Genomic DNA, 21,946 nt, shown 5'->3' with positions numbered 1-21,946 from the left:
TATAAGGAGTGATCGATGCCACATACCGTTATTGAGCGGGCGCCCGCGAAAATGCAAGCACCCTTTGATGTCGCCCGTCTGCGTCAGGATTTTCCAGTGCTTGCCCGTGAAGTGCATGGCAAACCGCTTATCTACCTAGACAATGCGGCGACTAGCCAGACGCCACAACAGGTGATTGACGTCTTCAGCGATTACTACTCACGCTATAACGCCAATATACACCGTGGTCTGCATACCCTTGCCGATGAGGCAACGGCGGCGTTTGAAGGTACTCGTCACAAGGTTCGGGCGTTTCTCAATGCGGAAGATGCACGTCAGATCATCTTTACCCGCGGCACCACAGAAGCTATCAACTTGGTCGTGCATAGCTGGGGACGCGCAAATCTTGCTCCCGGCGATGAAGTGTTGATTTCGATGCTGGAGCACCACTCCAATATTGTGCCCTGGCAGCTGTTGGCCGCCGAGATTGGCTTTAGCATTAAGGTGATTCCCGTTGAGGCCAACGGCGCATTGGATATGGCTGCCTATCGCTCGCTGCTGAGTGAGCGCACTAAGCTGGTGGCGGTGAACCATGTCTCTAATGCCCTGGGAACCATTAACCCGGTGCAAGAGATGGCAACGCTTGCTCATCAGCATGGCGCCCTGATCTTAGTTGATGGTGCTCAGGCAGCACCTCACCAAGTGGTCGATGTGCAGGCAATCGATGCTGACTTCTATGCCTTCTCTGGCCATAAAGTGTATGGGCCGACAGGCGTTGGCGTGCTCTACGGCAAGCAGGCGCTGCTTGAAGCGATGCCGCCCTGGCAGGGGGGCGGGGAGATGATCAGCACGGTCTCCTTTGATTCGGGTACCACTTTTGCCGCTATTCCGCATAAGTTTGAAGCGGGCACCCCCGCTGTTGCGGAGGTCATTGCTCTGGGCAGAGCGCTTGAGTGGATGGAGAGCATTGGCATAGATGCCATCGGTGCCTGGGAAGGCCAACTGCTCGATCACGCTACCCAGGCGGTTGGTAAAATTGATGGGCTACGTATTTTAGGTACGGCGCCTAACAAAGCGGCGGTGCTCTCTTTTATCGTTGAAGGAGCGCACTCCCAGGATATCGGCCTGCTGATCGATCAGCTCGGCGTTGCTATTCGTACCGGCCACCACTGCGCACAGCCCTTGTTGCATCATTTTGGGGTCGACGCGACGTGCCGTGCTTCATTTGCTGCGTATAATACGCTCGAAGAAGTGGATAGCTTTATTGAAGCACTCCAGCGTGTCATTGGTATGGTGCGTTAAGGTCGGTTCTTTAAGAATCGTCATTTAAGGACAGTTATGGATCTTGAGCAAGTTGCCAGCCTCGAACGGGGTCAACAGTTGCCGCTCCAGCGCGATGTGGAGGCTATTGCTATTCCGTTTGGTAGTACGGAAACACTAGCCGAAGATAGCGTTGTTAGCGTCATGCAAGCGAAGGGCAGTACGGTAAGTGTCGGGTTTGAGGGGCGACTCTACCTGGTTGAGGGGAGCAACCTGGATGCGCTGGGCCTTGAGCCGCTACCGCGTCCTACGCTGCCCGAGACGGCTACCGAGGAAGAGATTGAGCAGTTCGTGTGGGATCAGCTACGTACCTGCTTTGATCCGGAGATTCCGGTCAATATCGTTGACCTGGGTCTGGTTTACGGTTGCCGAATTGAGCGTCTTATCAGTGGTGAACGCATCGCTACTATCCGTATGACATTGACCGCTCCCGGTTGTGGGATGGGTGACGTGATCGCTGCTGATGCGCGCAATAAGATTCTCGGCGCGCCACAGATCAGCAAAGTACACACCGAAATAGTCTTCAGTCCGCCCTGGAGCCGTGACATGATGAGTGACGAGGCCAAGCTTGAACTCGGCATGTTCTAACCCCGGCTGGGGAGCTGGATGCATAACCTTTTGTTAAAATGGCTAAAGCGTTTATTAATGTCGCTAGGAGCACTGTTGCTGCTGGCGACATTGCTGTTTATAGGCGGCAATTTTTGGGTGCTCGCGACGACCGCTGCTTACATTGAACGTCAGCCGCAGCAGTGTCGTCCAGCAGAGGTGGGGATTGTCTTTGGCACCTCTCACTGGACGCGTAGCGGGGTGCGAAACCCGCACTTCCATGCGCGCATGCGTACCGCTGCTACTTTAATTGAGCAGTCCCAGGTCGAACACCTTTTGCTCTCCGGGGATAATCGTACCCAGGCGTATAACGAGCCACGGGCAATGTGGCGCGAGCTGTATAGACGCGGCGTCGCATCTGATCAGTTAACCATGGATTTTGCTGGCTTTAGCACCTACGACACGCTAGCGCGTGCCCGGGACGTTTTTCAGCTTGATAAAGCACTGCTGGTCACCCAGAGCTGGCATCTTCCCCGCGCGGTATATATTGGGCGCGCGCTAGGCATCGATGTCACTGGCTGTGTGGCAGATGATCCTAACGTAACGGTGGGATGGCGTTTAAAGCTTCGCGAGTGGGCAGCGCGGGTGGCCACCCTGGGCGATCTCTACGTGTGGGGCAGAGAGCCGTATTTCCTTGGTACGCCAGAGCCTATTGAGATACCGAGACGTGCCCCTATCGACCTTATTCTGCCGTCATTGAACGATCGTTTTACCAATCCCTAGCGGTGAGTTTTGCGCTTTTGCAGCGCATACAGCTCGCGGATTAGTTTGCGGCACCCCTGCATGCACTCTTCGACTACCGGTTCGATCGGGTCGGGTAACGGGTGGGTATACAGCGAGGAGAGCGCCTGCATTAATACACGCTCTTGCTCCAATAGCTCATTGATCAATACTTGGCTATCGTTGCCGACAAAGCTTTTTAGGCGGCTCCACAGCCATAAAAAATCATCGCGCTCAACGTCCGCATCCCGGGGCAGCATTTTTAAATGCGCACGTGCAAGCTCTTGCAACTTCCGCATCTGCTTAAGCCGTGCAGCGTAGTGCGGCTTTAAAGCATCGCGTAGCGAGGGGCGCAGGCGTTCTATATTGTCTTGGAAATAATCAATGCTATCGGCCAGCGCTTCCAATACGCTGTCCATCGCCACTTGGCGATTATCGAGAAACATGAGCGTCTACCTCCTTCGGTGACGCAGATTGTGGGGGGGACAGCGTCGATTTGCCACCCCCAAATCGGATTATTTTAATATTTTGCCTTAGCCTTTAGGCTTGGGCGGCGCTTTACGGGCTGGCGTGGCATTTCTTTCAATGTGCTCAATGATCATTCCCGCAATATCTTTGCCGGTGGCGTTCTCAATGCCCTGCAAACCAGGCGAAGAGTTAACCTCCATAATCACCGGGCCGTGATTCGAGCGCAGCAAGTCGACACCGGCAACGCGCAGGCCCATGGCCTTGGCTGCACGAATCGCCGTTGAACGCTCTTCAGGAGTGATCCGAATCACGCTGGCGGAGCCGCCGCGGTGTAGGTTCGAGCGAAACTCACCATCCGCCGCCTGGCGCTTCATCGAGGCGACTACCTTATCGCCGATTACAAAGCAGCGGATATCGGCGCCCCGAGCTTCTTTTATATACTCCTGCACCATGATATTGGCTTTCATACCCATGAACGCCTGAATCACAGACTCTGCCGCTTGGTTAGTTTCCGCCAATACCACGCCAATCCCCTGGGTACCTTCCAACAGCTTAATAACCAGCGGAGCACCTTTAACCATGGTGATCAGATCGGGAATGTCGTCCGGTGAGTGGGCAAAGCCGGTGATAGGCAGGCCTAGCCCTTTGCGTGATAGTAACTGCAGCGAGCGCAGTTTGTCCCGGGAGCGGGTAATTGAGACGTTATCGTTGATAACGTAGGTGCCCATCATCTCAAACTGGCGTAACAGCGCGCAGCCATAAAAGGTGACTGATGCACCAATGCGTGGGATAACCGCATCAAAGTGCTCAATCTCTTGGCCTTTATAGTGGATCGAAGGATTGTGCGAGGTAATGCTCATATAGCAGCGCAGCGTGTCCACCACGCGTGCGGTATGCCCACGCTGCTCTGCGGCTTCAACCAAGCGGCGGGTAGAGTACAAATTGCGATTGCGTGACAGCAGAGCGATATGCATGTAAGGGACTCCGAGCCTAGGTTAAGGCGACTAATTAAGGGGTTAAGGCTCACCGTGCAAAAATGCAGCACCGGGTGCAACCATGAGGCGGCGCATTGCGCGGCGTCCCAGTAGCATCGGGTGACGCATGTCGCTGCGGTCAGTAAGGGTGAGTTCAACAGGAAAATTTAAATCGCCCATCTGCATAGGGGTGCGGATAACATAACGCCACTCGCTATGACCGTTGGAACTCGTGATACGGCGCCGATCATGCAAGTGCAAACTGTATCGGTGGGCCGGCGTTGTAGGACCACCACTGTGGGTAATAAAACTGACCCAAAGTTGACCATGTTCATCTTCATGTGTCTCTATCTCTTCTGCATGCAGAGCAGAAGTGCGCGCGCCAGTGTCTGCTTTACAGCATAGGTGAAGCCCTAGTTCTGGTAACGTCACCATCTCGCGGCGGCCAATGACCGCTTTGGCTTGATAGGGTAATTCCTTCACGGCTCACTCCTTGCAATTAAAAGTGACAACATCGAATCAAGCGTTCCTCTGTGACATCATCAGGGACAAGCGGTGTTGAATAGGGGAGCCAGCAGGCGCATCTCGCAGTGCCATCATGACCGGTAAGCGTAGCCTGGGTATTAACGCAATATCACGTACCACGGTGGCAAAATCGCTAAGCTCATCTTCCGCTAAGCGTTGCAGAAAAAGCGGCAGGCGCTGGGCGTCTTCAAGATGGCCCCAGCCGCGCCCGGCTATTGCCGCCAGAACATCCGGTCCACAGGCCGCTGTATCATTGAGTAAGGCCGTGTACCAATTGCCCACCACTGAAGCATCCGTATTGCCCACTGCACGCAGACAGGCACACAGCGTTTCAATGTCGCCCGCTTGGGCGGCAGCTTCGCCGCGATGCTGTAGTGCGTCCACTAACGCTTGTGGTAATGGCTGGTGCTCTAAACAGTAGCACAAGGAGTGAATTACGGCGGTAGGCAGTTCAGGTAGCCGCTGCGCGAGCGATTCAGCGTCAAGCGTTTCCATCCTAACGACGTAATCGGCAATCCCTTGTAATCCCAGCGCCTGCCAATCAATCGCTTGCTGGCCGCTCAAATAAGCGTCAACTGGCTCAAAATGCTGGCTGGCAGGCAGCCCTCTCGCATGGGTGGCGCGGGCATTGAGCATGGCTTGGAAGGTGACGCTAGGTGTGAAGGCGAGGGGATTATCCTTCATTAAGTGATCCACGTCCGCTGTTTCTTCACGACCCACGTTAGAAACCGCGCGGCCGAGTGTTTCCAACAAACGATTTAAAAATGCATCGCGCTGGGCGGGGGCAATTATTCCTTGCTCATCAAGTGGTAAGGCTAAAAACCAAATAGCCGGTTCGGGCATATCGCCAAGCCGAAACACCATGGCCAAGCGCGCTTGGCCATGCCATGGTTCTGGCCAGGCCATTTCGCCCCGTTCAAAGGCAGCAAGTGAATCCCGCGGGCAGGAGACGACATGGCGCCCCATATGGTAAAGGGAAACCTCGCCACCGCTGCGGGTAAAAAACTCATCTAGGGTTTGAATCGGTTGCATGACATCCTTCCGCGTTGCAAGCCTGCACTCTACCTTGATGAGGTGATACTGTCAGCCGCACACGCGTTAAATATCGTTCAAATGACATACCTTTCATGACAGTGCGGTTAAAAATTAAACAACTGGGTGAAAGGCCCATGAGAGCAAGCGCTGCGACACCTTTCCATAGTTTATCCACAGGCTCATGCAGGTTTTCTGTGGGTCTATGGATAACTACCTTTAAGCGATCACGATTGGCAAGCAGTCCAACGTGTAGGGATAATAGAAGGCCGATAAACTTTTTCATTTTTCGAGGTATTTACAAACGTATCCATGAGTACTTATCAACCGCTACAGACAGCGCTTCTTGAACTCGAAGCCGCGATGAAGGCCGCCAATCTATGGCGCATGCCAACCCCCGATTTAGAGGCATTTGCGAGCCAGCAGCCATTTTGCATTGATACGATGTCGCTACCTCAATGGGTACGCTTTGTATTTATTGCCCGCTTGAACGCCTTGATTGATGCACGTGCTGCCATGCCAGCTAAGTGTGAGGTTGCCCCCGCAGTGGCAGCCTATTTACAGCAGGAGAAAACGCCTGCCCACCACCAGTTGCTGGTAGTGCGGGCGGTAGAGAAGATCGATCTGATCGTCACTGAAAGCACTTAAAGCGGCATGCTATTAAACGCACAAAGCCCGCCGTGAGGCAGGCTTTGTGGATAACATCGGCTGTAGCGGTTTTTCAGGCGCTTTAGAATCGGTAACTGAGGCCTGCCATGACAACGAGAGGGTCGATCTCAACGGTACCTGCAGATGCCCCGTTAACGCTCGCATCGGTATCGATATCGATGTACCAAGCGGCAGCGTTCAGCGCCCAGTGGTCATCAATCAGTAGATCAACACCTACCTGGCCCGCCGCGCCCCAGGAGTCATCCAGCTCTAAATCTCCAATCGTCAGCTCTTCATCGGAGAAGTAGGTGTAGTTAATACCGGCGCCGACATAGGGCTGGACCCGCGACTGGGTACCGCCTAGCGGGTAGTACTGCAGCGTTAGCGTCGGGGGCAGGTGCTTGGTGGAGGCGATATTATCACCGTTCAAATGAATGTCATGCTCAAACGGCTGGGCGGCTAATAACTCGACCCCGACTTTATCGTGGAAGCGATAACCCAGCGTAAACGCAAAGCCGGTTTTATCTTGCACATCCACTGCCAGCGCGCCATCGGCCAAAGAGCCGTTGTCGCTGGCGGGGGCTACCTTGGCCACACCAACGCGGGTGAAAAAATCGCCAGCGCCATAGGCGAATGCCTGGCTGCTGACCATCATTGCCGCAGCGGCAACAGTAGTTACAAGTACGGTAGGCAGGGCGGCTTTACGCATGGGTTCACTCCTGATGTTAAAACAGACAGTTTCAAAACGGCTTGCTTGCTGTAAAACAGCGCGGACTTTTGATAGCCGCTTAACGATGTGGCCAGTATAGCGAGGCCAAGAGAGTGGATTATTGACCCAGAGCAAGGGTTGTTAGACAACGTTATTGAGCAATGCAGGGCAGGACGACCGAGTAGTAAAAAGAACGAGGCCTGATATCACCTTACGAAAAAAACAGCCGGAAAACCCGACTGCCAAACAAGCCAAAAAAAGCCACTAACGAGTAGTGGCTTACGATTGATCATTGAGGCATTGAGCCGCGTTTGCTGGGTCTGGGAGCAGGGCGAGCGGTATCAATTAACCGCTCGCCCTAAGCACCAAACGCTAAGCACACAGAACTCAGTGCCGACCTATTCGGCGGTGGCCAGCAAGCTGGCATTACCACCCGCCGCGGTGGTGTCGATGCACAAGTGGCGTTCCACGACGTAGCGATCCGGCGAGAGGATTTGGGTCTCTAGCGGTATGATCGCGCCGTCGCGCTTGGCCAGCGCAATCCGCAGTTCACGGGTCCAGTCACTATCACCCGCCGCGGCAACCGCCGCAATCCCTTTGACCTCACTCAGCGTGTCGGCAGAAACACTTCCATCGAGACCGACTACCGGCGCACCAGCATCGGTCAACGGCTTCACGGCCTGTTCAGCACCTGGTACGGCCACAACGGCTGCGCAGCCTGCGCCAAGGGCCTGTGCGGCTTGAGCAATGGCAATATCCAGCGTCGGCCCAAGGCACAGAACCGTTCCCTTCGGATACATCGCCAGGCGGTTGCTTTCCCCTGTTGGCCCCGGCAGTGTCTGAGATGTCATATCCAGCGCTGCCGTCTCGGCTAGCGCCTTGCGAATCACGCCGCCTTTGCCGGAGAGCACCTTGCGCAGTACCTCAATACGATTGGGCCGTACCGCCCAGTTACGTGCATCCCGCCCATCAATCGCCGATTGGAGATCGCTGAGTGATACGGCTTCTCCATCTGGCGCCGTAACGCGCTCGGTGGCGGCGGTGCGGCGGAAGCGATTCACATAGAGCGGGCCACCGGCCTTGGGCCCGGTGCCTGAGAGGCCCTCGCCGCCGAATGGCTGTGAGCCGACGATAGCGCCGATCTGGTTACGGTTGACGTAGACGTTGCCGACATGGATGCGCTCGACGATCTGCTGTACGCGGTCGTCAATGCGGGTATGCAGACCGAAGGTGAGTCCGTACCCCTTGCCATTGATATCGTCGACCACCTTGTCGATATCCCGCGCCTTGAAGGTAGCCACGTGCAGCACCGGGCCGAAAATTTCACGCTCGAGATCCTCAATGCCGCTGACTTCGACAACCGCTGGCGTGACGAAAGTGCCAGTGTCCGGAGCGGTCAACTTCTTCAGGACCTTGCCGTTCTTTTCTTGTGTCGCCACATAGTCGCTGATTTCCTTTTGAGCATCGGCGTCGATCACTGGCGAGACATCTGTATCGGTGTTCCAGGGGTCGCCAATGGTGAGCGCGTCCATGGCGCCGTAAAGCATGTTGAGTAACCGATCGCGCGCCTCTTCCTGGACATACAGCATGCGCAAAGCGGAACAGCGTTGACCGGCCGACTGGAAAGAGGAGATCAGAATATCGCGCACGGCCTGCTCGGTCAGCGCGGTGGAGTCCACGATCATGGAGTTGAGCCCACCGGTCTCGGCGATCAGTATGGCATCGGGCCCTGCGTTCTCAGCCAGCGCCTTGTGGATGATCTGTGCCACCGGTGTCGAGCCGGTGAAGCAGACACCGGCGATACGCGGGTCGCTGGTCAGCGGGCCGCCTACGGTCGGGCCGTCACCAGGCAGCAACTGCAGGGCCGCTTCCGGCAAGCCGGCTTCGCGCATGAGCTCGACGGCGCGGGCGGCGATCAGGGGTGTCTGTTCAGCAGGCTTGGCGATGACAGCGTTGCCAGCCACCAACGCGGCAGCGATCTGCCCGGTGGTGATGGCCAGAGGAAAGTTCCACGGGCTGATACAGACGAAGATGCCGCGGGCGCTACCGGGCTCTTCCGCTTCCAGCCGCTCGCCTTCGTTAGCGTAGTAGCGCAGGAAATCCACTGCTTCGCGCACTTCGGCGATACCGTCGAACATCATCTTGCCCGCTTCGCGGGTGGTGATCACTGTCAGCTCGGCGATGTGTTCCTCGTAGAGGTCGGCGGTGCGGCGCAGTACCGCGGCGCGTTCGGCCGCCGGGCGCGCCGACCACTCTTTGAAGCCTTGCTCGGCGGCATCGAGAGCCGTAGCAACCTCTTCCGGGGTGGCCTCGTATACCTTGCCGATCACCCGAGAGCCGTCGGCAGGGGAAACGGCATCGCGCGCTGGGCCTTTGGGTGCGGGGCTGCCTACCAGCATGGGGCCAGCCGTCCAGGTGGCGTCTGCAAACGCTTCCCGTGCCTTAAGCAGCGGAAGGATCGAGGCGGGTTCGTTGATGCGGTAGCCCTTGGAGTTCTTGCGCTCGGGCTCGAACAGCTCGCCGGGCTGCCGGATCAACGGGCTTGAGACCTCGTTGCCGAGTTGCATAAACCCTTCAATGGGGTCCTTTGAGACCTCGCTCGCCGGAATCGAACTATCCACTACCTGGTTAACGAACGAAGAGTTTGCCCCGTTCTCCAGCAGTCGGCGGACCAGATAGGCCAGCAGGTCACGGTGCGCGCCGACCGGTGCGTAGATACGGCAGTGGGTGCCTTCCGACTCCTTGACGATGTGATGCAGCGATTCGCCCATCCCGTGCAAGCGCTGAAACTCGTAGCTGTCCTTGTCATCGCCCGCCATTTCTACCACTGCAGCGCAGGTGTGAGCGTTGTGGGTGGCGAACTGGGGATAGATGCGGTCTCGGCGGTCGAGCAGCATTTGAGCGCAGGCCATATAGCTGACATCGGTGTTGACCTTGCGGGTGAAGACCGGGAAGGTCTTGACGCCCATCTCCTGGGAAAGCTTGATCTCGGTATCCCAGTAGGCGCCTTTCACCAGGCGTACCATGATTTTGCGGTTAAACCGCTCGGCCAGTTCGTAGAGTGTCTCGATCATTGGCGCAGCACGGCGCCCGTAAGCCTGCACGACCACCCCGAAGCCATCCCAACCGTCTAGGCTCGGGTCGGCCATCAGTGCTTCGATCACGTCGAGGGACAGATCCAACCGGTCCTGCTCTTCGGCGTCGATATTGAACCCGATATTGGCCTTGGCCGCCTGCTGCACCAATTCCTTGGCGCGTGGCACCAGTTCCGCCATCACCGTGTCGCGGTGGGTGTATTCATAACGCGGATGCAGCGCTGAGAGCTTCACCGAAATGCCGGGGCTACCGCGCACATCGCCTTTAGCCTGCTCGGCGATCGCGGCGATCGCCTCTGCATATGCTTGATGATAGCGGATGGCATCTTCGTCGGTGCGCGCCGCTTCGCCCAGCATGTCGTAGGAGTAGGTATAGCCCTGCTTCTCAAGTTCGCGGGCATTCTTCATGCCTTCTTCGATGGTCTGGCCGAGCACGAACTGACGGCCAAGAATCTTCATCGATTGCCCAACTGCCTTGCGTACTACCGGCTCGCCCATACGACGAACCAAGCCGCGCAGCGCTCGCGTGGGTCCTTTGGGATCCTCTTCTAGCACCTTGCCGGTTAGCAACAGTGCCCAGGTCGAGGCATTGACCATCGATGACGAAGACTTGCCCAGGTGGGCGCCCCAGTCCGACGGTTCGATCTTGTCGTGAATAAGATCGTCGATGGTTTCCGCATCCGGCACGCGCAGCAGCGCTTCTGCCAGACACATTAAGCCAACGCCTTCGGTGGTCGAGAGCCCATACTCGGCCAGGAACGCCTCCATCATGGAGGGCGACCTTTCCTTGCGGACACGCTCCACGTAGTTGGCGCCCACTGCGGCGACTTGCTTGCGGTCATCCTCCGTCAGCTTGATACGCTCGACAAGCCCGTGCAGCACATCTGCTTCATTGGCGTCGTAATTGCTGCGAATGCGTGAGCGTAGATCACTCACGTCGCTATGCGGATGAAGATCGGCTTCGTTCATACTGAATCTCTCCTTGCTAGCCGACACTTAGGCGTTGCCTCGTCGGTCAGGATGTCGTCGTTCTCTAACCTGAAGAGGGCTCCCGCAGGAGCCCTCTCGATACGCTAAATGTATCCTGAGCGCTTACTTGCGATCGATATGCTGATATTCACCGGCATCGGCAGTAACGCTGCTTACCACCAGAATGGCAATAAACGCAGCGATGAAGCCAGGAATGATTTCGTACACACCGGGACCACCCATGAATTCACCGTTCCAGCCCAGCGCAATCCAGATCATCACGGTAGCGGCGCCTACCACCATGCCAGCGATAGCGCCAGCGCCATTGGTGCGCGACCACATCAGTGACAGGATGATAAGCGGGCCGAATGCTGCACCAAAGCCTGCCCAGGCGTTGCTGACCAGCCCCAGTACCTGTGAGTCCGGGTCGGAAGCAATGACAGCGGCAACCAAGCCAACCAGTACAACACTGACCCGACCCACGCCGACACACTCCTTGTCCGTCGCTTCCTTACGAAAGAAGAGACGGTAGAAGTCTTCGGTCAGTGATGAGGACGCTACCAGCAACTGGCTGGAAATGGTGCTCATGACCGCAGCCAGCAGGGCAGCATAGAGGAAGCCGGTAATCAGCGGGTGGAACAGCAGCTCGGCCAGAATGATAAAGATCGTTTCCGGGTCTTGAACATCCATACCATTGCGAACCGCATAGGCACGTCCAAAAATGCCCAGAGAGACTGCACCGATCAGAGAAATGGCCATCCAGCTCATGCCAATGTTGCGGGCAATGGGAACATCTTTAAGTGTACGGATAGCCATGAAGCGCACGATGATGTGCGGTTGACCAAAATAACCCAGGCCCCAGGTAACGGCAGAGAGCCAGCCAATAAACGTCAACCCTTCTGTCCACGACAGTAACGTGGGATCGACTTCATTCAGGGTCTGCGAGGCTTGGGAAAAACCACCACCACCTTCGCCGAAGAGCACCACCGCTGGCATGATTACCAGAGCGAGCATCATGATGCAGCCCTGGACAAAGTCCGTCATGCTCACCGCCAGGAAGCCGCCGACAACGGTGTAGGCGAGAACCACACCCAGGGTGATGATAATGCCTGCCGCATAGTCGCTCATACCGCCAATGTTAATGACTCCAGCAAAGGCGCTTTCGAACAACTTGCCGCCTGCTACCAGGCCTGACGCCGTGTAGATTGCGAAGAAAATAACGATGACGATTGCGGAAACGGTTCTCAGCGACATTGCCCGAGTGGGGAAACGGTTCGCCAGAAAGGCGGGAATGGTAATCGCATTACCGTAGTGAACCGTCTGTTCACGCAGGCGCGGTGCGACCAGAACCCAGTTGAAAAAGGCACCCACGAATAAGCCGATACCGATCCAGGCAGAGCCCAGGCCAGATACGAACATCGCACCGGGTAAACCTAGCAGCAACCAGCCGCTCATGTCCGATGCACCGGCTGATAGGGCCGCTACTTTAGGGCTGAGGGTCCGGCCACCCAGCATGTAATCTTCAGAGGACGAGGTAGATGTGCGCATCGCATAAATGCCGATGGCGATCATGAGCGCAAAGTACGCCAAGAGACTGATCCAAACACCAATAGCCATTTAACTTCTCCAGTTCATCAGGACGGAATTAGTTCCGCCCGGTTAGCGCCGCTACCGTGCAGAATCCGGTAGTGGCCCGTATTGTTTTTTTAACTCCGGTTGCTATTACGTTGCGAGGCCAAACGAGCCCCCGTCAGACCTGTCGCTGGAGAGGTTTGTAATACGTTGATATGCAATGTTCCCTATGCCCCCTATAAAGCCTAGATAGGCCGTTAAGGTGTAGGCAATCCCTATATTATTGTCGACCATAAGATGGTTTCCTGTTCAGGAGTTCAGGTTAGTGATATTGATGAGCCGTTCACTCATCGTCTAGCGCCAAAAGCAAATAACTGAATGTAGAGTGCAGCCACCTCAGTTGTATGCTGGTTTCACGGCAAAACGTGTCAATTTCATGGCAAGAATAATGATTGTAAGACTTTAGTAGAGTTTTTGCTGGCCCGCTATAGAGCCCAGAGTTGCGCTGGAGACACCTGCGGCTGTAGATGGTAGGTCACCTTGGCGCAGCTTACGCGGCGACAACCCATAGCTTCGCCGAAAGGCGTGGGAAAGCGCACTCTGGTTGGCAAAGCCGGTCTGGATGGCAATATCAGTCAGCGGGAGTCTGCTTTGCAGAATCAATTGGCGTGCCGCATTTAACCGCTGACGCTTTACGTATTGCCAGGGAGGTAGCCCGGTTTGAGCTCGAAAACAGTCGGAGAAATGCGCTTCGCTTAAACAGGCCAGTCTTGCCAGATCGGCGACGCGCAGCTCTTCGGCCAGATGCTGGCGGATAAAATGGTTAATACGGGAAAGATCCAAACGGTGCTGAGTGCTACTGTTAGTCGTCGCCAGTCTTGCTTTAAGGGAACCTAGGAGCGTGGCTGCTAAACGGTCTTGCTGAAAGGAATTGGCGGAAGTATCGCTCCCTTGAGCAAGTTCGCTCTCCATAAACGCCAAGTAGTGGCGCAGTGCGTTGTCCAGGCCAAAAAAGCGTGGGGCATCAAATAGCGCTACTAATTCGCGGTTTTCACCCGTTAAGGCAGGGGCATCTTCAGGCAGGTCGAGAATCAATTGTCGGTTATGGCCGTTGCCTGAATAATAGTGCTCGTGGTTGGCGGGCACGATACAGCCTGAAAACGCATTGACACGGCCACCCAGCCCCTCGATTTCAAATTCAGATGAGCCACACATCGTGATCACTATTTGGTGGAAGTCATGGGTATGGTGATGCGTCGCACTGGCTAGTGGAATTTGTCGAATGGTGCTCGGCATAGCAGGTCTCCTTGACCGCAACAGCTACTGCTGGCGGAGGGCCGTATGGGCGGACAAATGATCGCGAAGCGCCTGCAGTTCAGCTTGGCCTTCTTGATTGAGCAGCGGTTTGCCCTGGGCAATCATCCAACGTCTGCCGTGCTGCTCCATTAAGTGAGCGGCCCGGCGTCTGATATCGTCCAAGTACTCGTTATGCCGAATGGGGTAGCCGATCATGGCGTTCCATTCGGTTTCACTCACTTGGCTGTTGAGCGCTTTATCAAAAAGCGCCAATAAATCCTTGGGCTCAGTGCGGTAGCGAGGAGTACTTGAGGTCATGAGTACCAGCATGACAGCGCCAATCACCAGCAGGCATACTCCAAACACTAATAAATACAGCGCCATTCGCTGTGCTCCTCGGCGTCATTCGTTAAAAAATTGCCACTTAATTATACGCTTGGCGCCGCTCAGGTCGAAAATTTTACTTTTTTTGCGAACTTTTCCTTCACAGCGTGTCTGAGTTAGTACAGGCAACATCGCGATAGCAGTCGCTAAAGTTGTTGTTCTGGCTCTATATGTTTTGATCCCTTGCTTCCGCTACTTACGAGTAGCGGTTTTTTTTGTCTAAACATTGATGAGTATGCCAGCTAATTACAACGGTATTAAGATCGCCACTAGGGTCGCATAGCCAGTAAAGCAATTAGAATATCACGTCGCGTCACGATGCCTATCAATCGCTCCTGTTCCACTACCGGATATACCTTGGGTTTGGGGCCGCGCATTTCTTGTGCCAAGTCGGTAATGCTTTTATTAGGCGACACGCTAAGTACTTCATGGCGCATCATCTCTTTAACCAGTGGCGCTTCGTCACCATGGTAAATACTATCGAGTACGCGGCTCAATACATCCTGCTCTGAAATAAAACCGATTAAGCGATCAGAGGCGTCAACGACAGGTGCGCCTGGTAAACGGTGCAGCGCTAACCCCTTGGCTAACGTGGTAATCGATGCCTCAGGAGATACGCGATAGCAGTCGCGGGACATGATCTCACGGACAATGCTGGGGGCTGCTCTGTTCATCATGGTCACTCCTTGCTCACCGTATTCAGCGCTGTAGCGCATAAGCACCGCAGGCAGTGCATTTTGATCATTTGTCTTAGTAGGCACTAGGGTAGAATCGACTCTATTTAATGTAGGTGATTTAAAGCGTGGCGTGCGATTGGCAAGCTATCTTTATTCAACGCTGTAAGTACTGAATTAAATATGCCGTTAATTTTCTAACTGTATTAACTGATCGTTAATTAAGGCATTTGGGAGACTTTCATGGATGCACGCGAGTATCTAAATCGCAAAGGGGTAGGGCTTGATCGAGACCCGGATCGCCCGAATACGCTTGAGGAGAAAGCCTGGGAACGGGCCCGTGGCTCAGGTCATCAGCGGCCTAAGTCAGGCACGCCTCATGATTGGGAAGATTGGGAGCGCCATCACGATGATCTCGCAGAAGGGGCTGAAACACTGGAGCAGAAAATCGATAAAGAGGCGCATCGTGTTGGCCAAGAGCGCGCAGCTAAGGCCGCTGCAACGCCAGCTGCAAGCGCGGTAGAACATTTTACGCCGCCCCCCAAAGCCACTTTAGCGCCTGTCGAACCAGGAGCTCAGGCGACAACTGTTCAGCCACCAGAACAAGCAATGCCAGAGTCAGGGGCATTGAAGCTGGCCTACTATGCCTTGGCGCTACTGCTGCCCCCCCTAGCGGTAGGGCTAACGGGAGGTGGTGGTCAGCGCGTAAGGATCGCACTGCTATTAACACTAGCTGGTTGGCTGCCAGGGGCTGTATATGCATGTTGGTGGCTACAGCGACGTTAACTAAAGTCGTTCGCTAACGTTTACTGCTTGGCAGCCTCTTTCAAGTGCGTATAATCCGCGTAAACTATTTTATATATTGAGGTTTACGATGGGTTATCTAATTGGCGTCACCGCCCTGTGGGCATTCTCATTTTCGCTGATAGGGGTTTATCTGGCAGGGCAGGTCGACAGTTACTTTGCGGTACTTGTAAGGGTGACGCTTGCGGTGCTGGTTTTTTTACCGTTTTTACGCCCCAGCCTCTTGCGCGGTAAGCAAAGACTTGCACTGATGGGCTTGGGCGCCATTCAACTTGGGGTGATGTACACCTTCTTTTATCAATCCTTTTTACTGCTCTCCGTCCCTGAAGTGCTGCTGTTCACTATCTTTACACCTGTTTATATCGCGCTGCTGGATGATCTGATGTTTGGCCGCTTTACCCCCATCTATCTCGTTACTGCTCTACTCGCGGTTGTCGGTGCAGGCGTCATTCGTTACGACGGAATCGATAGCGGCTTCTGGGCGGGCTTTTTAGTGGTGCAAGGGGCAAATCTCTGCTTTGCAATTGGCCAGGTGGGTTATCGTCGGCTAGCGGCTGATTTGCCTCCTACACTGGCATGGCACAATGTATTTGGCTGGTTCTTTATTGGGGCGATGGTCGTGGCGCTGCCTACTTATTTGCTCTTTGGCAACAGCGCGGCGCTGCCTAGCACTCCACTGCAATGGGGTGTGCTTGCTTGGTTGGGGCTAGTGGCGTCTGGCGTTGGCTATTTTGCGTGGAATCAGGGCGCTACCAAAGTGGATGCTGGCACGCTAGCGATTATGAATAATGCGCTGGTGCCAGCGGGCTTAATCGTTAACCTGATGATTTGGAACCGCGATGCCGATATTCCGCGCTTATTGCTGGGGGCGCTGATTATTGCAGCCTCACTGTGGCTAAACCATTGGTGGTGCCAGCGTCGTCAAGTGGCCGTTAGTTAAGCTTATTTGCCCGATGCATATGGTGTCTCCATAATGGCGGCTTATGCTAGCGAGAGTCGGCCCATGAGCAACACCTTATCATCAGGTGACAAGTCCTCAGAGACTAGGTCTTCAAGTACTGAGTCTTTAAGTGCTATGTCGTCCTCCAACGATCAATCAGGTAGGCCCTTTAAAACCATCGGGCTGATTGGTCGTCTGGGCAGTGACAAAGTGATCGATTCCCTGCAGCGTCTGGTGACTTACCTTGTTGCCCATGAGTACTCGGTGTTGGTAGAGGACCGCACGGCCACCGCCTTGCCTCACCATGGTCAGCCGGAGGCTAGTCGCCGCATGCTGGGTGAACTGTGCGACTTGGTCATTGTTGTGGGTGGCGATGGCAGCTTATTGGGCGCGGCGCGAACGCTATGCCGCAGTGGTACGCTAATTTTAGGTGTCAATCGGGGTCGTTTGGGGTTTCTTACCGATATTTCACCGGATGAGTTGGAAAGCCGCGTCGGTGAAGTGCTCGCAGGTGAGTTCGAGATAGAGCAGCGGTTCCTGCTTGATGCGGTGCTTTATCGTAATGGTGTCGCCGTGGGTAATGGCGATGCGTTAAACGAAGTGGTGCTGCATCCGGGTAAAGCGGTGCGTATGATCGAGTTTGAGCTGTTTATTGACGGCCAATTCGTCTACAGCCAGCGCAGCGATGGCCTGATTGTCGCTACACCCACCGGCTCCACGGCCTATGCGCTCTCGGGTGGTGGGCCGATAATGCACCCCAAACTCGATGTGGTAACGCTGGTGCCTATGTTTCCTCATACGCTCTCGAGTCGGCCGATCGTGATTGATGCCGCTAGCGAAATCCGTATTCATATTGGTGAAACCAACCAATCCTACCCCCATATAAGCTGCGATGGACAAACCCGTGCAGTGGCGAAGCCCAACGATGTGCTGGTGATTTCCCGCAAACCAGAGCGCGTTCAGCTAGTGCATCCTATTGGTCACAATTTCTACGAAGTGCTTCGCAGCAAGTTAGGCTGGAGCCATCGGTTGGGGGATTAAGCATGCAGCGTGAAACGCAAGGCAGGCCTCCGCTGGAAGGGTATGACCTGATAGGGGATGTTCATGGCTGTGGTGCAACGCTGGCTGCACTGCTTGAAAAGCTGGGTTATCACCAGCGCAGCGGCGTCTATCGGCATCCGCGCCGCAAAGTTATTTTTCTTGGAGACTTGATTGACCGTGGGCCACGTATTCGCCTTGCGGTCACCATTGCCCGCCGAATGGTAGAACAGGGCGAAGCGTTCATCGTGATGGGTAACCATGAATATAACGCCTTGGCGTACACCCATCCTGGGCCGGCAGGTAGCCACAAACGCTGGCTGCGTGAGCATACTCCCAGGCATAATCGTATTATTCAGGACACCTTAGAACAATATCGCGATTACACCAATGAGTGGGATGATACCCTCGCATGGTTTAAAACCATACCGCTGTGTCTTGAGGTTGACGGTATACGCGTGGTGCATGCCTGCTGGGACGACCAGTTGATCGCGGAGCTTAAACTTCGGCGCCCCGATCAGTGTATGGATACCCAATTCCTGATTGAATCCACCGACCCTGCTACCCAAGCGTTTCGGATATTGGATCGCCTCACCCGTGGCCCGCATGTCACGCTGCCAGAAGGGGTTGCAATACACTCTGGTGATGGCTTTACGCGAAAAAGTTTTCGCGCCCACTTTTGGGCCAAGGCTCCGCAGCAGTGGGGAGATGTGGTCTTCCAACCAGATAACTTGCCCGGTGATCTTGAAACCCGGGAGCTCACTGACGATGAGCGGCAACAATTAAGTTATTATGGACCCGAGCAACCACCGCTATTTATAGGCCATTATTGGTGTGAAGGTATACCGGCACTACCCGCCCGCAATATCGCATGCTTAGACTACAGCGCGGTGAAATATGGGCGTTTAGTGGCTTATCGCTGGAGTGGTGAGGCGGCATTAAATGCCGACCACTTTGTTTGGATTAAGGTGCCAAAAGAGGAGCGGGCGTTGCCCAAACCCTGGGAAATCGATTTCGATTAACGTTCGCTTCTAAAAAATTACATATCGTTACATAAATTTTGCAAAACAGATGAACTAACCGCGCCGTCGGCTATCAGAGTTAGTGTTCCCTTGAATGATCCCTTGCTTTTATTCCCCGGCGGTCCCCACCGCCGGTTTTTTTTGCCTGTTTGTTGATAAATACTTACTCGCTGCGGTCAGCGTGCCGTTAGCGCATAGATTAGAGGGATATTATGCATCCAGTGATGCTTTTGCCCGGTCACGCGGATACAAGCGAACTGCGCCAGGCGCTGTGGCGCCACCGTATTGGTCACCGCATTACCGATGAAACCGACGGCCAGCTGCTATGGATCGCCGACCCACGCCAACTCGATGCGCTTAAAGCACTGGTCGCGTTCTGGCAGCAGGGTGAACCCCTTGTGCTTCAGCAGCCTGCTCAGCCACCACGCACTATGACCAACTCACTGGTATCGCTTAAAAAAGTGCCGGTGACGGCGCTGATGATTGTGATTAGCCTAGTGGTATTTGCGCTGATTGGTATTTTTGGCGACCAGTTGATCGTAACGTTAACCATTGTGCCTGTCGGCATGTCAGGGGGGGAGCTGGTGTACGGTACGCTGTCGCAAACGCTTTCTTCTGGGCATATTTGGCGTTTGCTATCGCCTGCCTTTCTGCATTTTGGTTGGATGCATCTGATTTTTAATCTTATGTGGGTATGGTACTTCGGTCGTCAAGTTGAGGTGCTACAGGGTAGCCGCACCATGTTATTGCTGCTCGTCGTGGCGGGGATTGGCGCAAATATCGCTCAATATATGACGGGCACCGTCCTGTTTGGCGGTATGTCAGGGGTGGTTTACGCGTTGCTAACGCACGTTTGGTTGATGTCTCGGCGGGTACCGCAAAGTGGTTTTTTTGTACCCCAGATGCTGGTGGTATTTATGCTCGGGTGGATGGTCTTCACCATGACCGATATGGCGGGCAGCGTAGGCTTTGGCAACGTAGCCAACGAGGCGCATTTGGGTGGGCTACTCGTGGGGCTTGTCACAGGCTGGTATTATTCATCACGCCGTTTGAAAAATCGTTAAGAGGCCTGTAATGAGCGAAATGACGTTCGAAAAAATGATTAACCAGATGACGCCAGCGATCTATGAGAGCCTGAAGCAGGCCGTATCACTGCGCAAATGGCCTGACGGTCGCCGCTTAACGCCTGAACAGACTGAACTCTGTTTGGAGGCAGTGATGCGTTTTGAGGTGGAAAACAATGTACCGGAAGCAAACCGCGTAGGTTATCTAGAGCAGCGCACCTGTGGCGCAGCAGCCAGTGGCGCTGGCGTAACGCCTGAAATGGCGGGATTGGCACGGGATGCCACGCGTGATTGAAGCGGCAGTACAAGGGTGTTTACGCAAAATGGCGGCTGAGCTACCAAGTCGCCAAGAAGAGCAGGTGGTTTATCATTTGCGTGCCGGTGAGGACCGTGTCGCGCTTAATGAGCGCATCGGTACGCCGCTTAGTTTGCGCTGGACTGGTGCGATTGCCTGTACTCACTGCGGCCGGGCAACCAAGAAAAGCTTTGCTCAGGGCCACTGTTACCCTTGTTTCAAACGGCTAGCGCAGTGCGATACCTGCATTATGAAGCCGGAAACCTGCCACTATTTTCAAGGCACATGCCGCGAACCGGAGTGGGGCGAGCGGCACTGCTTCCAGCCCCATATCGTCTATTTGGCTAACTCGTCGGGGCTCAAAGTCGGCATTACCCGCAAAACGCAAATGCCGACCCGCTGGTTGGATCAAGGCGCAATTCAGGCGCTGCCCATCCTTGAGGTGGATACACGCCAGCAGTCCGGGTTCGTCGAAATGTTATTTAAAGAGCAGGTGGCTGACCGTACCAACTGGCGGGCGATGTTAAAGGGTGATGTGGAGGTAATGGATTTAACCGCCGAGCGTGACCGATTACTCAGCCTGTTGGCCAACGGCCTAAGCCAACTACGTGAAGCCCATGGTGCAGACTCCATTCGCACACTGGAACAGCCCGCACACCATTTTCACTACCCCGTCAGCGTTTTCCCGAAAAAAGTGGCTTCACATAATTTTGACAAGCAACCGCTGGTAGAAGGTGTGTTGCAGGGTGTCAAAGGCCAGTATTTGATACTCGATAGCGGGGTGATTAATCTCCGCAAATTCACGGGTTACGAGATCCAAGTAAGTTAAACGGCTAGCTAGAGTGCGGCGAGTTGGCTAAGGTTATGGAGTGAATTTATCCTGCCTTATGCAACGCAAGGAAGCTTCGATGCCCTGGCTAAAACTGCTTCACATTGCCGCGCTAGTGATCTGGTGCGGTTCGCTGCTGTATTTGCCCGCCTTGCTCAGCCAAACGCTGCAGCTACGTAAAGACTCGGGCTTTGCCCAGGGCACGCCGCCGATGCCGCGGTTTTTCTATAACTCTGTTGCTACGCCAGCCGCCTTGGTGGCCATTGCCTCGGGAACATTACTGTTTCTTGTTCATGGTATTTTAGGTGGGTGGTTGATACTGAAACTTGGCGCCGTGGTGGCGATGGTGGCCGCCCACGGTTGTTTTGGCTGGTTAATACTGCGCCTGGAAATGGGCCATTATCGCTGGGTAAAACCCGTCAATTGGAGCGCGCTATGCGTTGCTTTGACGGCTATTCTCAGCGTGCTTGCCTTTGTATTAGCTAAACCGCTGGATTGGAGCTAACAACGTGGCTCTAATCCTCAACATCGACGCCCACTGCGTGCTCATAAACCAGTTGCCCACCCAGCCAACCCGCCAACGCAATCAGCCCCGCGGTAATCAGAGAAACCGCCAATCCCCATGGCAAAATTGCATCAGGGTCATTGAAGCGCAGCAGCCAGTTCAGCGACGCCAGCGACAGCATCACCACCGCAACGATGGCATGACTCCAGCCGGTAATCAGGCGACGTATGCGCGGCACGGTGACCAGGTCGATAATCCCAGCAGTACTGGCAACCCAGCCGCCAAAAGCGCCTACCCCCGCCAGCCACAAACTGGCGCGCAGCCAGAATGGATCACCGCTCAGCAAGAAACCAATATCGCTAGCGACCAGCGCCATCAGGGCTGCAACGGGGAAGTGAATCATCACGGGATGAAGCGGATGGCCGGCGAGAGACGCGCGGCTTTTAATCGAGCGCTGGCGAGGTTTTGCCATAGTCAC

At 54.9% G+C, this 21,946-nt stretch carries 23 protein-coding genes; 12 read left to right on the top strand and 11 right to left on the bottom strand.

Features of this window, described 5'->3' with window-relative positions; all coding sequences use genetic code 11:
* The first annotated feature begins 15 nt into the window (after positions 1–15).
* The 3 genes from AC5TBW_RS11515 to AC5TBW_RS11505 are packed head-to-tail and all read left to right on the top strand — an operon-like array spanning position 16 to position 2,628.
* Positions 16–1,281, top strand: a complete 1,266-nt coding sequence (locus AC5TBW_RS11515; protein WP_495508706.1) for a cysteine desulfurase — start codon at positions 16–18, stop codon at positions 1,279–1,281.
* A gap of 36 nt (positions 1,282–1,317) precedes the next feature.
* Positions 1,318–1,887, top strand: coding sequence for a putative Fe-S cluster assembly protein SufT (gene sufT, locus AC5TBW_RS11510; RefSeq protein ID WP_071693604.1), 570 nt, complete (start codon positions 1,318–1,320; stop codon positions 1,885–1,887).
* An 18-nt stretch (positions 1,888–1,905) separates the two neighbouring features.
* Positions 1,906–2,628, top strand: a complete 723-nt coding sequence (locus AC5TBW_RS11505) for a SanA/YdcF family protein (protein ID WP_495508705.1) — start codon at positions 1,906–1,908, stop codon at positions 2,626–2,628.
* On the opposite strand, the gene AC5TBW_RS11500 is transcribed toward AC5TBW_RS11505, so the two are convergent.
* The 4 genes from AC5TBW_RS11500 to AC5TBW_RS11485 form a co-directional block, all read right to left on the bottom strand.
* A complete protein-coding gene (locus tag AC5TBW_RS11500) occupies positions 2,625–3,071 on the bottom strand; it encodes a hypothetical protein (RefSeq protein WP_088700490.1) in 447 nt (148 codons plus the stop codon). The two genes, AC5TBW_RS11505 and AC5TBW_RS11500, sit on opposite strands and share 4 nt — an antisense overlap.
* 87 nt (positions 3,072–3,158) lie before the next feature.
* The gene (gene rimK / locus AC5TBW_RS11495) at positions 3,159–4,067 is read right to left on the bottom strand and encodes a 30S ribosomal protein S6--L-glutamate ligase (protein WP_071693601.1); all 909 of its coding nucleotides are present in this window, start codon (positions 4,065–4,067) and stop codon (positions 3,159–3,161) included.
* Positions 4,068–4,109: 42 nt separating this feature from the next.
* Positions 4,110–4,550, bottom strand: a complete 441-nt coding sequence (locus AC5TBW_RS11490; RefSeq protein WP_280103839.1) for an ATP-dependent zinc protease family protein — start codon at positions 4,548–4,550, stop codon at positions 4,110–4,112.
* Positions 4,551–4,586: 36 nt separating this feature from the next.
* Positions 4,587–5,624: a DUF3549 family protein gene (locus tag AC5TBW_RS11485; RefSeq protein WP_495508704.1), complete on the bottom strand. Its 1,038-nt coding sequence runs from the start codon at positions 5,622–5,624 to the stop codon at positions 4,587–4,589.
* Positions 5,625–5,936: 312 nt separating this feature from the next.
* On the opposite strand from AC5TBW_RS11485, the gene AC5TBW_RS11480 reads away from it, so the two are divergent.
* Positions 5,937–6,272 (top strand): YqcC family protein, encoded by a 336-nt coding sequence (locus AC5TBW_RS11480; RefSeq protein ID WP_495508703.1) that lies wholly within the window; start codon positions 5,937–5,939, stop codon positions 6,270–6,272.
* Positions 6,273–6,354: 82 nt separating this feature from the next.
* Here the strand turns inward: AC5TBW_RS11480 and AC5TBW_RS11475 are convergent, their stop codons facing one another.
* The 6 genes from AC5TBW_RS11475 to AC5TBW_RS11450 form a co-directional block, all read right to left on the bottom strand.
* A complete protein-coding gene (locus tag AC5TBW_RS11475; RefSeq protein ID WP_495508702.1) occupies positions 6,355–6,981 on the bottom strand; it encodes an OmpW/AlkL family protein in 627 nt (208 codons plus the stop codon).
* 398 nt (positions 6,982–7,379) lie between these two features.
* Positions 7,380–11,045, bottom strand: a complete 3,666-nt coding sequence (gene putA / locus AC5TBW_RS11470) for a bifunctional proline dehydrogenase/L-glutamate gamma-semialdehyde dehydrogenase PutA (RefSeq protein ID WP_495508701.1) — start codon at positions 11,043–11,045, stop codon at positions 7,380–7,382.
* 123 nt (positions 11,046–11,168) lie between these two features.
* Positions 11,169–12,662: a sodium/proline symporter PutP gene (gene putP, locus AC5TBW_RS11465; RefSeq protein WP_495508700.1), complete on the bottom strand. Its 1,494-nt coding sequence runs from the start codon at positions 12,660–12,662 to the stop codon at positions 11,169–11,171.
* 417 nt (positions 12,663–13,079) lie between these two features.
* A complete protein-coding gene (locus tag AC5TBW_RS11460) occupies positions 13,080–13,913 on the bottom strand; it encodes a helix-turn-helix domain-containing protein (RefSeq protein ID WP_495508699.1) in 834 nt (277 codons plus the stop codon).
* 24 nt (positions 13,914–13,937) lie between these two features.
* Positions 13,938–14,297, bottom strand: a complete 360-nt coding sequence (locus AC5TBW_RS11455) for a hypothetical protein (protein ID WP_240719348.1) — start codon at positions 14,295–14,297, stop codon at positions 13,938–13,940.
* Positions 14,298–14,566: 269 nt separating this feature from the next.
* Positions 14,567–14,971, bottom strand: coding sequence for a CBS domain-containing protein (locus AC5TBW_RS11450; protein WP_495511957.1), 405 nt, complete (start codon positions 14,969–14,971; stop codon positions 14,567–14,569).
* Positions 14,972–15,214: 243 nt separating this feature from the next.
* Here AC5TBW_RS11450 and AC5TBW_RS11445 point away from each other — a divergent pair, with 243 nt between their 5' ends.
* The 8 genes from AC5TBW_RS11445 (at position 15,215) to AC5TBW_RS11410 (ending at position 21,468) form a co-directional block, all read left to right on the top strand.
* A complete protein-coding gene (locus AC5TBW_RS11445) occupies positions 15,215–15,757 on the top strand; it encodes a YqaE/Pmp3 family membrane protein (protein ID WP_495508698.1) in 543 nt (180 codons plus the stop codon).
* Between the two features lie 88 nt (positions 15,758–15,845).
* A complete protein-coding gene (locus tag AC5TBW_RS11440) occupies positions 15,846–16,715 on the top strand; it encodes a carboxylate/amino acid/amine transporter (protein WP_495508697.1) in 870 nt (289 codons plus the stop codon).
* A 135-nt stretch (positions 16,716–16,850) separates the two neighbouring features.
* Positions 16,851–17,756, top strand: coding sequence for an NAD(+) kinase (locus AC5TBW_RS11435; RefSeq protein ID WP_495508696.1), 906 nt, complete (start codon positions 16,851–16,853; stop codon positions 17,754–17,756).
* 2 nt (positions 17,757–17,758) lie between these two features.
* A complete protein-coding gene (locus AC5TBW_RS11430; RefSeq protein ID WP_495508695.1) occupies positions 17,759–18,775 on the top strand; it encodes a metallophosphoesterase in 1,017 nt (338 codons plus the stop codon).
* Positions 18,776–18,987: 212 nt separating this feature from the next.
* A complete protein-coding gene (locus AC5TBW_RS11425) occupies positions 18,988–19,839 on the top strand; it encodes a rhomboid family intramembrane serine protease (RefSeq protein WP_495508694.1) in 852 nt (283 codons plus the stop codon).
* Positions 19,840–19,849: 10 nt separating this feature from the next.
* On the top strand, positions 19,850–20,134 hold the full coding sequence (locus tag AC5TBW_RS11420; protein ID WP_495508693.1) for a YeaC family protein: 285 nt from the start codon (positions 19,850–19,852) through the stop codon (positions 20,132–20,134).
* Positions 20,118–20,963 (top strand): DUF2797 domain-containing protein, encoded by an 846-nt coding sequence (locus tag AC5TBW_RS11415; protein ID WP_495508692.1) that lies wholly within the window; start codon positions 20,118–20,120, stop codon positions 20,961–20,963. The genes AC5TBW_RS11420 and AC5TBW_RS11415 overlap by 17 nt, the downstream gene beginning before the upstream one ends.
* Positions 20,964–21,042: 79 nt before the next feature.
* Entirely contained in the window at positions 21,043–21,468 is a 426-nt protein-coding gene (locus AC5TBW_RS11410) for a CopD family protein (protein ID WP_495508691.1), read from the top strand.
* A 10-nt stretch (positions 21,469–21,478) separates the two neighbouring features.
* On the opposite strand, the gene AC5TBW_RS11405 is transcribed toward AC5TBW_RS11410, so the two are convergent.
* Entirely contained in the window at positions 21,479–21,940 is a 462-nt protein-coding gene (locus tag AC5TBW_RS11405) for a DUF2231 domain-containing protein (RefSeq protein ID WP_495508690.1), read from the bottom strand.
* Between the last annotated feature and the right edge of the window lie 6 nt (positions 21,941–21,946).

Source organism: Vreelandella sp. ssv, from assembly GCF_059448525.1.
Note: the sequence above shows the minus strand (reverse complement) of the source record. Positions and strands in the feature narration are given on the sequence as shown.